Source organism: Phormidium sp. FACHB-592 (assembly GCF_014695795.1).
Lineage (GTDB): Bacteria > Cyanobacteriota > Cyanobacteriia > Leptolyngbyales > Leptolyngbyaceae > Stenomitos.
The window spans coordinates 1-12,791 of the sequence record NZ_JACJOZ010000023.1; the positions used below are offsets into that span (position 1 = coordinate 1).

9 protein-coding genes are annotated in these 12,791 nt (G+C 51.3%); 5 read left to right on the forward strand and 4 right to left on the reverse strand.

Annotated features, from left to right (window positions below; genetic code table 11):
• Positions 1 to 170 precede the first annotated feature (170 nt).
• Both H6F86_RS04550 and H6F86_RS04555 read left to right on the forward strand, forming a co-directional pair.
• The gene (locus H6F86_RS04550; protein ID WP_190446929.1) at positions 171 to 809 is read left to right on the forward strand and encodes a hypothetical protein; all 639 of its coding nucleotides are present in this window, start codon (positions 171 to 173) and stop codon (positions 807 to 809) included.
• A gap of 132 nt (positions 810 to 941) precedes the next feature.
• Positions 942 to 1,664, forward strand: coding sequence for an XRE family transcriptional regulator (locus H6F86_RS04555; RefSeq protein WP_190446930.1), 723 nt, complete (start codon positions 942 to 944; stop codon positions 1,662 to 1,664).
• Between the two features lie 140 nt (positions 1,665 to 1,804).
• On the opposite strand, the gene H6F86_RS04560 is transcribed toward H6F86_RS04555, so the two are convergent.
• Positions 1,805 to 2,554: a M15 family metallopeptidase gene (locus tag H6F86_RS04560; RefSeq protein WP_347240083.1), complete on the reverse strand. Its 750-nt coding sequence runs from the start codon at positions 2,552 to 2,554 to the stop codon at positions 1,805 to 1,807.
• 189 nt (positions 2,555 to 2,743) lie between these two features.
• On the opposite strand from H6F86_RS04560, the gene H6F86_RS04565 reads away from it, so the two are divergent.
• Together H6F86_RS04565 and H6F86_RS04570 are read left to right on the forward strand one after the other, a co-directional pair.
• Positions 2,744 to 4,216 carry a TldD/PmbA family protein gene (locus H6F86_RS04565; protein ID WP_190446931.1) on the forward strand — a complete coding sequence of 491 codons (1,473 nt, stop codon included), beginning with the start codon at positions 2,744 to 2,746 and terminating at the stop codon, positions 4,214 to 4,216.
• A gap of 247 nt (positions 4,217 to 4,463) precedes the next feature.
• A complete protein-coding gene (locus H6F86_RS04570; RefSeq protein ID WP_190446932.1) occupies positions 4,464 to 5,804 on the forward strand; it encodes a TldD/PmbA family protein in 1,341 nt (446 codons plus the stop codon).
• A 56-nt stretch (positions 5,805 to 5,860) separates the two neighbouring features.
• On the opposite strand, the gene H6F86_RS04575 is transcribed toward H6F86_RS04570, so the two are convergent.
• From H6F86_RS04575 to H6F86_RS04585, 3 genes are all read right to left on the reverse strand, one after another.
• On the reverse strand, positions 5,861 to 6,856 hold the full coding sequence (locus tag H6F86_RS04575; protein ID WP_190446933.1) for a pentapeptide repeat-containing protein: 996 nt from the start codon (positions 6,854 to 6,856) through the stop codon (positions 5,861 to 5,863).
• 158 nt (positions 6,857 to 7,014) lie between these two features.
• Positions 7,015 to 9,378: an adenylate/guanylate cyclase domain-containing protein gene (locus H6F86_RS04580; protein ID WP_190446934.1), complete on the reverse strand. Its 2,364-nt coding sequence runs from the start codon at positions 9,376 to 9,378 to the stop codon at positions 7,015 to 7,017.
• A gap of 385 nt (positions 9,379 to 9,763) precedes the next feature.
• A complete protein-coding gene (locus H6F86_RS04585) occupies positions 9,764 to 10,483 on the reverse strand; it encodes a cation diffusion facilitator family transporter (protein ID WP_190446935.1) in 720 nt (239 codons plus the stop codon).
• Positions 10,484 to 10,687: 204 nt separating this feature from the next.
• Here H6F86_RS04585 and H6F86_RS04590 point away from each other — a divergent pair, with 204 nt between their 5' ends.
• Positions 10,688 to 12,661, forward strand: a complete 1,974-nt coding sequence (locus H6F86_RS04590; RefSeq protein ID WP_190446936.1) for an AMP-binding protein — start codon at positions 10,688 to 10,690, stop codon at positions 12,659 to 12,661.
• Positions 12,662 to 12,791 lie beyond the last annotated feature (130 nt).

Genomic DNA, 12,791 nt, shown 5'->3' on the forward strand with positions numbered 1-12,791 from the left:
CTGGCAGGCTTAATTGCGTATACCTATCAGGAGAAAAAACCCTCCTTGAACTTGGAGTGCAAAGGCTTGCCTGCACTGCCTCCGGTTGTCTTCTAACCCCGTCGAACTCACGTTAAATTACTAAAATAGCTTGCAACTATAGAGACGCGCTTGCAGCGAGGTTATAAGCAATGTCTGAACTACTGCTAGAAAACCGAGATTACACGGTCATTATTGCGAAAACGGCTGCCAGCATTGTGCCGAGTGTGCCGGGGTTCGCAACGTCTTGGGTCGCTGCTCATGATGCGGTGTTCGCGCTGGTGTCAAAATGTGAGGCACTAGACCCCGATGGCATCACCCTGTACATTTCCTCGCATCAAGATCCATCCGGTTCGTTCAAACAATACAAGCAGGTCACGCCTGATCAGCTAGAGTCTGTGTTTGAGGCAAACTATCCGCCAGAGAGCCTCAACCTGCTGGATGGTTTACAGGCTGCTCTGGATAGCTACTTTAGGCGCAAGGCAGCAGGGCAAACAAAACCTAATGGCGAAATCATCATTGTGCTCATTGATGGTGAACCCCGCGATCGCATGGCAATTGTGAGGGCGATCGTCGATGCTACCCAGAAAATGGAGCGTAGTCAGGAACTGGGCATTGGTTTCGCTCAAGTTGGCGATGACCTGATTGCAAGAGGCTTTCTGGCATCCCTGGATGAAGATTTACGCGCTAAAGCGGGTGCAAAATTTGACATTGTGAAGACAAAAATTCTAGAAACAATTGAACCCGCGTGTCTGACTCAGTTTTTGTTGGATATTCTAAGCGCGTCATGACGTTACAGCTTTGACGTTTTACGTAACAAAAAGCGACCTTTACGACCGCTCTGGAATGGGTGGCATGAGCCAAAATGGTGGGTGGTAAGTCTAACTGAAGCGATCGCGTTATTGCATTAAGGGGGTAGGCGAGTGGAAGACAATACCAACCTTTTCTGGTTTGGTTTTCTGGTCGAGTTCGTCTTTATTCTGGCGATCGTCAAGTTGGTCGATGCTGGCTCCAAAAGTAACGGTAAGTTGGATGCCGAGCGCAATCGCTTAAAGCGAGACTACCAAAGACTTGAGCAGGAATTGCAGCTCAAAACAGAATTGATGCAAGAGAACCTCCGCTTGCAAGCTTTACGGCAACGCACTGACCAGGTAATGCAGCTCATCCACTTGCCAGAGGAGGTGTTACCAGAGCCTTCAACGAGCGAAACGCTCAAACTGCAAGCCACACTCCAGCAAGAGAACGATCGGCTATCACAAGAATGCTTACGGCTGCAACAAGCACTACAACAGCAGGAAGTCGCACTCACAACAACGCTGCGTCACTCACTCTTCAAGCAGTTACAAGTGCTATTTACCCACTATCCGAGCGTCAACAAAATCATTGAGACACGCCCCGATTTACCTGCCAAAAACGTCGTGCCAATGTTTGTACCGCTAGAAAACCTTGTGCAGAGCTGGGGGTATGAGCAAATTGGTGTAGTGTGGGAACAGGTCGCATACGATCCAACGCTTCACCAGCCTGATACACCTGATATTGAAGCTGGAGAGTTGGTCTATGTCCGTTTTGTGGGCTATCGGGATGGGAACACAGTCCTTAGCCCTGCTAAGGTGAGTCGCACACTAACAAAGACGATCGGTGCCTAGTGGATCGATGCTCAAGTAATGCTGTTAGTTCGGTTTCGCTGATACACCTGTTTCGATGCTCCAGCAGCGTTCGTGAGAGATAAGCGCTTGTCTCTCGGTCAATGTAGACAATGTAGAGCCATGAAGAGGGTGGTGCTAAATCAGCTTTGGCGCACCGCTTCTACCGGGACATCTAGCACTGGAAATTGTGCCCACCTTGCTGCATCAAAGTGCCACCATTCTGTCTGTAAGGGTGTAAACCCATGCTTAGTCATGGCATCTTTTAGCTGCTGGCGGTTTTGCTTTGCCTGTGCGCTGGCACCGTTATAGTTTGTGGCTGCTTGCTCGGTAAAGTCATCGAAGCCAGTGGGCATGGTAAGTTCTTTCCCCGTACGATCGACCAGCGTGACATCGACCGCAGACCCACGATTATGCCGAGAGCCTGTGGCTGGGTTGGCAACATAGCGATCATCTGGGACGAGTTTCCACATTTGCTTTTGCACCGAGAGTGGGCGGTAGCAGTCATACATTTTCAGCCCCAAGCCGTCTGCTTCCAGATCTTTCTGCACCGCCGCTAGCTGCTCAGCGACGATCGCCCTTAGCAAGCAGCGCGGCTGTTTGTAGAGTCGTCGTCGCATAAAGTTATTGGTCGTTGCATAACGCAGATCCAGACGAATCGTGGGATCAACCGAACGTAGATCCACTAATTGAGTGCTCTTAGCAGTCTTTCTTAGTTGAGACGGAGGGGCTGTCGTTGGCGGTGCTATGACCTGAGGCGATGCTTTGACAACGCTTGGCGTAGCAGTCGGGTCAGCAGCGTTCATTGAGTAACTTTGGCAAGCGACAGAAAGTGCTAGAAGCGCGATCGCAGCAAACTTGAGCCAGGATGGAATTTTGTTTGAGGCTTTCACGTCGCTAGCTTCCTATACGTAAGAGACAACACCAGTGTGCCCATGATGTGCAATGCGCCGACAAAATTTCTACAGCCCTTCTAGAATAGAAGTCTTAGACCTTGAACTTTTAGGATGGAAGTTTTGACACTTTCCAGAATAAAAGTTTTGAGACGTAAACCTGCTCCACGATCGCAGCCGAGGCTCACTATGCTTGCAACCCCGCTTCTTCGCTCTAGAGAATTGCCAACCCTGGACTATACTTCCACGCGCGATCGCTTCGATGCGACCTGGGAATCACCCCTATCAACGTTGCTAGGACTGGGACGGGCAGCAGGCGCAGATTTCGTCGAGTTCTTTCTAGAGCGGGTCAACTACATTAGCTGCCTCGCCGAAGATGATGCCATCACCAGCATTTCGCCGCGCCTTGCAACGGGGGCTGGCATCCGCGTTTTTCGGGGTCAAACCGATTGCTACGTCAGCACTAACGACCTCACCTTTTCTGGCTTAAAAGCTGCCCTCGAAAAAGGACTTTCGATTCTAGGCTTGCAGTTGCCTTCGCCCGGAGCATACATTCCTGAAATCAATTTGGAACCTCTGCGCGACTACGCCGTACTACGTGGCAAAGAATCCTGGCTCTCAGCCTCTAGCTCTATGCGCGAAATGGGCGAAGTGCTGCTGGATGCCAACGCTCGCCTGCAAGAAAAAGCCACTCATGTCCAATCCCGTCGTGCTGTCTACTTCCGCGATTGGCAAGAAGTGTTGGTTGCCTCCAGCGATGGCACCTTTGCTAGAGACATTCGCCTGACGCAATCTGTTGGCTACAACCTGCTCTGTGCTGATGGTGCCAACCGTGCCTCTATCGGTGAACGCGCAGGCAATACCAGTGATCCTAACTTCCTTCGCACCTGGGACTATACTGCGACTGCTGAAAGCGTTGCCGAATCCGCTGGCAGAATGCTCTATGCCGACTATGTAGAATCCGGTACCTACCCGATCATCATGGCAAACAAGTTTGGTGGCGTGATCTTCCATGAGGCTTGCGGTCACCTGCTAGAAACTACCCAGATCGAAAAACGCACCACGCCGTTTATGGATAAAAAGGGCGAAAAGATTGCCCACGAAAACCTGACTGCCTGGGATGAAGGACTTTCGACGGATGCGTTTGGCACGATCGACATGGACGACGAAGGCATGCCCGCCCAACGCACACTCCTGATCGAAAAAGGAATTTTGAAGAATTTTATTGCCGATCGTGCGGGTTCCATTCGCACCGGACATCCCCGCACAGGCAGCGGTCGCCGTCAGAGCTACACCTACGCCGCCGCCTCTCGGATGCGGAATACCTATATTGCTCCTGGTGATTTCACCAACGAAGACCTGTTTGCCTCCATTGAAAAAGGCATTTACTGCAAAAAAATGGGCGGCGGCAGCGTCGGTGCTACCGGACAATTCAACTTCTCGGTGGACGAAGCCTACTTGATTGAAAACGGCAAAATAACTAAGCCACTTAAAGGTGCAACCCTGATCGGCGAAGCGAAGGAAATTATGAACAAAATTTCCATGTGCTCCAACGATTTGGACCTTGCAGCAGGCTTCTGCGGCTCTGTCAGCGGCAGCATCTATGTCACCGTTGGGCAACCCCACATCAAAGTCGATTCCATTACCGTTGGCGGACGGTAAATAAGAAGTGAGATAAGGGCTAGCAAGTGAAGAGCTGAAAGTTAGAAGCTTCAACTTTTTATTCGTTAGTCCTTTCTTAGTTTGGGAACAACGTTAGAGATACACCTCTAGCTAAATCTCTAAAAGAAGATGCTTCACAATACCTGCTTGAACGCTATGCAGAAGGATTGGCTCGAAGGTCATTAATCAAGTTGAGATAGTTGTTCCGGCAATTACATTGTCATTAAGGTCTGTAAGAGAGAAATATATGCCAACCATCAACGAACTAGCGACACAGGCAAAAGAAGTTGCCGATCGCCTGGGAATCCACAAATTCGATATTTACGGCTCCACCGTAGATGAGAGCAGCGCCAAAGTTGATCAGGGCAAACCTGATCAGGTGAAAGCCTCAAACCGTTCCAGCGTCACTGTGCGTGTGTGGAATGATGACCAGACGATGGGTATTACCTCGACCACAGACGTTGATTCTGTTGGGTTAGCACTTGCGCTGAAGACGGCGTATGAGGCAAGTTTCTTTGGCGTAAAAGAAAACGTTCCCGACTTTAGCCCGGCAGCAACGGCTCCTCTTGCACGTGAGTTTGCCGAGAAAGCGCCCCAGGCTCCTATTTCAGACCTGTTGGAAAAGCTGATTACAGCAGAGAAGGTACTAACCGAGGCACATCCGGCGATCGCCTCCGTCCCCTACAATGGGCTTGCCCAGCGCGATATTGATCACTTCTACCTCAACAGCGATGGTGCTCTGCGAACAGAAGCCTACTCCACCACATCGCTCTACCTCTACACCAAAACGGAAGAAGACGGCAAAAAGCCTCGTAGTGCAGGCGCATTCCGCATCAGTCGTGGTTTAGAAACCCTGGATGTTGATGGCTGCCTCAAGGAAACGGTTGAAAAAACCATTAGCCACCTTGACTACCAGAAGATTCCTACCGGGAAGTATCGCGTTGTCTTCTCACCGGAGGCATTTCTGAGTCTATTAGGTGCGTTCTCGAATTTGTTCAACGCTCAAAGCATTCTTGACAATCAGAGCCTCTCAAAACCGGAATCGCTAGGCACTCAAATTGCTTCGCCCTTGCTGTCAGTTGCGGATGATGCGCTGCATCCAGATAATGTAGCGATCGCCACCTTTGATGGTGAAGGCACACCCACCCAACGTATTCCCCTCATTAGTGATGGCATTTTGGTCAACTTCCTTCATAGCGCTGGCACTGCTAAACGGTTTAACACCGACCCCACTGGGCACGCCAATATGGGTGCAAAAGTGACTGTTAGCCCGCACTTCTATCACGTCTTTACTAGCAAACAAACGGAACAAGCTTACAGCCTGGATACGGCTGAAAATGTCGTCCTTATCGATGACCTACATGCCCTCCATGCTGGAGTCAAAGCGCTTCAGGGTTCCTTCTCGCTGCCGTTTGATGGTTGGCTGGTAAATCAGGGTGAGCGTACTAGCATTGAATCTGCTACCGTCGCTGGTGACTTTCTGGAGCTACTGAATGCGATCGTCTACGTAGAGCCAGAACCACACCTCACTCCTGGCGGCGTTTGTCCCTATGTTTGGGTCGGAGAACTATCGATCACAGGCGAGTAGCTGCGTTGTAAGCGGTTGTGGCTAGTTCTTTGTAAAAGGAACAGCTAACTAACTGCTTAATCCTGTATTGAGCCGTCGGGCATAGTTGCGCCCTGGAGGTTTGCGCCTCTGAGATTAGCGCTGCTAAGTTCAGCTTTTGCCAGGTTAGCGTTAGTCAGGTTGGCATCGCGGAGATCAGCACGACCGAGGTAGGCTTCAATGAGGTTTGCGTCGGTCAAATCAACGCTCTGTAGAGTGGTGCGGCTCATAGTTGCCCGATTGAGCCGCGATCGACACATAATTGCCTGAGCAAGGTTGGCTTTGCTCAGGTTGGCATCGGTCAGGTTGGCATCGGTCAGGTTGACGTTTTTGAGCGTTGCTTCGGTGAGGTTAGCGCGTTCTAGTTTGGCGCTAACCATGTTTGCCTGACTCAAATCAGCTTCCGTCAAAATGGCGTCCGTCAGAAAGCTACTTTGCAGCGTTGCTCCAATCAAGTTTGCTTCAGTAAGATTGGCTTCTCGCAAACTGGTTTCGATAAGGTTGGCACGACGCAGATCAGCTTTAGTTAAATCAGCTCCGTTGAGGTTTGCACCGCGCAGATCGGCATTACGAAGGTCAACACCGCGCAGGTTTGCACCTTCATAGCAGCGTTTTTCGTAGCGCAGGTTAGCTCCGCGCAGGCAGGCTCCGCGTAGATTAGCGCTGCCAAGGTTAACGCTCCGCATGTCGGCGCTGATCAGGTTGGCATCGAGCAGTATTGCTAAGGTGATGTCGGCACCGCGCAGATCGGCTCCGTAGAGGATGGCACCATGCAAGTCGGCATCGCGCAGATTAGCGCTAATCAGGTCGGCTTGACTCAGATTAGCTCCGCTGAGATAGGTTCCCGCCAAGTTAGCTTTGCTCAGGTTGGCACGGTTGAGGTATGCCAGGACAAGATTGGCACCACGTAAATCGGTGCCTGTGAGGTCTGCGCCAATGAGATCGGCTCCGCCTAAATCTGCGCCACAAAGATTTTCGCCCCGAAAGTCAGTTTCGCCTGCCTGGTAGCGTTGCAGTAGCTCGATCGCATCCATGATGGGTTTAGCCTATGGCGGTTATTGCATTATGTGTCGTTAGAAGTGGTAGTTAGGCTTCAACACGACAACACCTTTGTTTAGTATGCCCGCAAGCGTTAGAACTAATGAGTTTAAGCCTGGTTGATGAGGCACAGTTGCCCAAACCGTTGACTGCGTTAATCCAGCGCTGAACGCAAGGACGTTGCTGCATCTTCGGTGTCGGTTTTGGTTTCAGCGATCGCCGTTGGAGCCAGGGGATCATCGGTGACATTGTCAGTGGACAGAGACTCCTGCATCATGGCTGTTGGCTCGGCGGTTGGTGGCACCAGTTGACATGTGTAATCGTCTTCGTCAGCGATGCTAGCAAATTCCAGGGTGGTTTCCTCGAAGTCGTCAAGTTTAAGCTGCGTTGGTTCGTCAGGCGAAAGCGGCAGCCGCGCAGCGTTATTGTACAGGTAAAAGGAACGTAGACATTTGATGATGGCTTCGGCAGTTTGCACAGTCTGTGCTGGCTCTGGCGATCGTCGTGCTGCCGTAAATAGGCACGCTTCTAGATCGGTGTAGGTTTTGCAGATACCCAAAAGACGGCGGAGCAAGCTATCGAGGTCATGCTGTTTTAGATCGCTCCAATCCTGGTTCGTAAAACCGAAGTCTTCATACAGGGCAGAGAACAGCAAGATTTTTGCCTGCAATGGGTTCGCATACTTCATAATGCCAAGTCGAAAATCGAATAGGCTGAGTGGTGCGTCTTGCGACGATCGAGGTGGTTCAGGTTTGATGGGCGATCGCTTCTCCTCGGGCACTGCGATCGCTTTTAACTCCTCCTGCTGGGGGGTAGCAACAGTGGGCGACGCTGGAGGTGGCTCTATTTCCTGGTAGTCGGGGTAAAGCCTGCCCAAGCTAGTAACGATCGTTTGGGCGATCTCGCGATACTCCTCTTGTTTGTTCAGCGTTTTGACCACTGCCTCAATCGCCGCCTCAAGCTGGGAACTTGTGCGTGTAAGCTGATGGACTTCCTGAATTAAGCTTTCCAGGTTCAGCCCCTCTAGTTTGGCAACATCGCTTTCCCATTGGCGATAGCAAACATAAAACAGCAGTTTTTTAATCCGTAGCAGGTTTGGCTCTGGCTCTAAATTTTGAGCAATGGCAACATAGAGCGCTGAGGCATCCGCTGATAATGGGTTGATTGATAGTGGTAACTCGATTGATAGCGGGGGGGCGGCGATCGACGCAGCCTCTAAAGGCGCAACTGCTTTAGCTTGTGGGGGGGGAGCGATCGACAGTGAGGCAGGTACAGGTGCCTGATCAGCCCCACTATCAGGCACCGACGCCTGATCAGACACAATATAAAGCCGTTGAAGCTTGCTGACTAAGGCGTTGGCAACGAGGGCATATTCTGCTTGTTTACTAAGGGTTTGAACACAGCTATTGGTGGCGATCGTGAGGCGCTCTAGCGTTGGCATTGACTGATGCAGTTCGGCAATCAAGTCTTGCAGGCGCAGCCCGTCCAGCTTATTCTGGTCCGTTTCCCAAACACGTCTACACACATAAAAAGCAAGTTTTTTTATGCGTGACCCATTCCCTGTCGCTTCTAGTTCAACAGCAAGCTGTTCGTAGAGAGCATTGACCGCGTGGGGCGATGGCTGTGGCTCTGCTGAAAGGTCATAGGAGGTTGGATCGTCGTCGTGGTTGTGTTCAACTGGGTAAAGCCGACTGAGTTCTTTGACCAGAATATTTGCGATCAAGGAATATTCGGCTGGTTTGCTTAGTGTGCGGACTGCCGCATCTAGAAAAAGCCGCAGTCGCTCTGGGGTTGGAGCAAGCAGCATCACCTCTTGAATTTGCTCGGAGAGGCTCACTAAATTCAGCTTGTTGTGATCGCTTTCCCATCTATTTTTGCACGCGTAGAACAGTAGTTTTTTCACACGCAGCACGTTGCGGCTTTGCTCTAGATTACGGATGGTAACCGAGTGCGGGTTCAGAACCTGTGATTCTGGCGACATCAAAATGCGGTAGACAGGCACAACCTCGCGGATGTTTTTCAGTTCACGCGGTCCGAGGTAGTCACTGTCAACGTGCAGGCTGGCTTTAATGACATCAAAAACTGTCTGTGAGATGCAGATGCCGCCTGGGTCTGCCTCTGTTTGCAAACGTGCCGCAATGTTAACGCCATTGCCCATCACGTCTGTGTCGGTGATGAACATATCGGCTAAGTGAATGCCAATGCGATGTTCTAGCGCATCTTCAGGCGGCAGATCGATCGCCCTTTCTGTGATGCTTCTTTGGATCTCCATCGCGCACTCAACTGCTTTCACCGCGCTGGTGAAGCACATGAGCAAACCGTCCCCTGTGGATTTCAGGACTCGCCCTTCATACCGCCCACAGAGCTGTTTCATAAACTTGAGATCACGGCGGATTAGGTCAAGTGTATGGTCTTCGTCTACTGACATTCTGGCGCTGAAGCCAACGCAGTCTGTGAAGACAACGGTTGCAAGTGTGCGCTGCCCCCTCATTTCTGATGTCAGTAAATTGTTGTCCATGAATGTTGACTGGCAAGGGGGCGCAGACCGCAGGGGCAGCCGTAGGCGGCATCAAGGCGTAGATGGCGTTGGACGTAGCGTTTGAGGAAACAGCCCGCCGCTGAAGCCCTGCATGAGTCATCGTACGATCGCACCACAACTCATTCAGAAGTTGAAAATTTGATTGAAGTTTGATTAAAGACTATCAAACAATGTCAGCACCACAGGCAATTCAATTGTAGACACTCCTCTGAGTAGAGTGCCCTAATGTCTAAAGTTTTGCACGACGAGGAAGAAATTGGCGAGAAGGAGGGATGGACTACTTTGACTACCGACTGCTAACTACCAATTCCTAGTATCTAAGCTTTTTATTCACTCTAACCCCTTACCCCTCTCTCTTTACCCCTTACTCTTTACCCCCCTCCCCAGCCAGCCGCTTGAAACTTTGCACGACCAATGGCACAGCGCCAATAAGAATAATCCCAGCGACAAAGAGGCTGATGGCTCCGTCTGCCCAGAGCCAGTGAAGTGTAGCAACAGCGATCGCGGCGAGAATAACACCGATGCAGCTTATAGCATCTGCCAGGACATGAAGAAAGGCTCCGCGTAGATTCAGATCGTGGTCGCTACCGCGATGCAACAGGGCAATATTGGCGCTGTTCACGGCAAGCCCAATGCCTGCTGTCAGGAGCATCGGCAGGCTGGCAATCGTCTCTGGAGGAGTTTGCAGCCGTTGAAGTGCTTCCCACCCAATCCACAGGGCGATCGCAACGAGCCCTAACCCGTTAAGCAAGGCTGCCCAGGTTTCCCAGGCAGCAACTGGCTGGGGTGCAAGCGGTGTTGCCACAATGTCTGTCAGGGAATCACTCAATAGGCTCCGTTTGGGGCGCTGAGCCAGCCGAGTCGCCAAGAGCGCCAGCAGCAGTGCCACGCTGTCGGCTGCCATATGTCCGGCTTCGGCAATCAGTGCCAAGCTGTCACTAGTCAAGCCAACGATGAGTTCAGCGATCGCAAAACCACCGATCAGCAAGAGTGCGATCGCTAACTGAGTTTGCTTGGCTTGAGGGTCGATTGTGTGTGTGGCGATCGTGTGGGGATGATGACAGTCGGCGGAATGTTGATGCATATGCAAAGAGACGCTGGCAGCTAGAGGTTAAGGACAATGCTTCCCCTGGTCAATTCTATCGCCTGCTTATAGTTGTTCTGCTGCTAAGGAGTAGCGCGATCGTTTGTGGCACGATCATCTGTGGCATTGTCAAAAATGGTCTTAGCCAGTCGCCGATTGGTCAATCAAGCCATAAGATGATGTCAAGGCTTTAGGAGTTGTGCTATGAACCGTCCCCAGACCGCTCCCATGACTGAGCAAGAGCGCCAAACGCTAAGTCGTGTGATTGATTATAGTCAGGCAACATCCATTCCAGCGCTGTGGGCGATCGCGGCGCAGCGCTTCAGCCAAAACACTGCCGTTCACGATCCTCACGCCGAGCCAGCGATTAAGCTAACGTACGCTGACCTTTACCAGCAAATGCAGCAGTTTGCAGTAGGGCTACAGGCGTTAGGCGTGCAACCAGGTCAGCACATCGCCTTATTCTCCGATAACAACCCCCGCTGGCCCATTGCCGATCAGGGCATCATGATGGCGGGTGCCGCCAATGCGGTGCGTGGCTCTCAGGCAGATCGCGACGAATTGCTATTTATTCTTAAGCATAGCGACAGTATCGGACTGGTCGTGCAAGATCAGGCAACCTTAAAAAAGCTGGCTCAAGGTCTGGAGTCCTTACCACTACAGTTCATTGTGCTACTTACAGACGAAACGCCAACGCCTGTAGGTAATATCAAGACGCTAAATTTTTCGCAATTGATGCAGACAGGCGCAGGTCATACGCTTCAGCCTGTGCCGCTAGAACGTGACTCGCTAGCAACCTTGATGTATACCTCTGGCACGTCTGGTATGCCAAAAGGGGTCATGCTAAGCCACAACAATTTACTGTCTCAAGTGACAGCTGCTGCCTCGGTCGTTAATCCGCAGAACGGGCGCGTGTTGAGCATCCTACCGATTTGGCACTGCTACGAGCGCACGTTTGAGTATTTTACGTTTGCCTATGGCTGTACGCAGGCATACACCAACATTCGCTATGTCAAGAAAGACTTAAAGGATTTCAAGCCAAATTATATGGTGGCAGTGCCACGGCTGTGGGAGTCTATCTATGAAGGCGTACAAAAACAATTTCGAGAGCAACCTGCTAGCAAACAACGACTGGTGAACTTCTTTTTGGGCGTGAGCCATCGCTATATTGCGGCACGTCGTCTTGTGCAGGGCGTAAGTTTGGAAAATCTCCAGCCATCGATCGCCCAACGCCTTACCGCTGCTGTTCAAGCTGCTGTTTTATGGTTGCCGCATCAACTGGGCGATCGCCTAGTGTACAAAAAGGTGCGAGCAGGCATTGGGGGAGAGGTCGCCTTTTTTGTCAGTGGTGGAGGCTCGATCGCCGAACACCTGGAAGATTTTTTTGAAGTCGTTGGTATTCCGATTTTGGGCGGTTATGGACTGACCGAAACTGCGCCGATTACCCACGTTCGTCGCCCCTGGCGCAACATTCGGGGTGGTGACGGGCAACCCCTACGCGACACCGAAACGCGCATTGTCGATCTTGAAACCCGCCAACCTCTGCCATATCTAAAGCAAGGGCTGGTCTTGATTCGTGGTCCTCAGGTCATGCAGGGCTATTACAAAAACCCTGAAGCAACCGCAGCGGTGATCGACCCTGATGGCTGGTTTAACACAGGTGATTTAGGTTGGGTTACGGAGCAAGGTGACCTGATCATCACTGGACGCGCTAAAGACACGATCGTCCTGACAAGTGGTGAAAATATCGAACCGCAGCCGATTGAAGATGCCTGCCTCCGCAGCCCTTACATTGACCAAATCATGCTTGTTGGTCAGGATCAAAAAGTGTTGGGAGCGCTAATTGTGCCCAATCTGGAGGCATTGCAAAAGTGGGCAGCTGCGCAGAATCTTGAGCTGCAATTGCCTGGGGAGGAAAAAGAAGAGAGTGGTGGAGCTACAAATTCTTCACCCCTTAGCCTCGATAGCAAACCTGTTCAAGATCTAGTACGGCAGGAACTCAACCGGGAAGTGAAGAATCGTCCAGGCTATCGGGCAGACGATCGCATTGGTCCATTTCGGCTATTGTTGGAACCCTTTACGATCGATAATGGTTTGCTGACACAAACGCTAAAAATCCGGCGTAATGTCGTGGCGGAACGCTACCAGGGTATGATTAACGAGATGTTCGTTGGATAGTCTGGCACAAGCTACGATATCTAATTGGCGGTGACTGCTGAAGGGGTGGCATGAGCGCCATAGGTAGCATCAGTACAATAATTTGACGGGTGTGCCTCGGCATCATGGCTTGCTAACGCACTTGCCAACG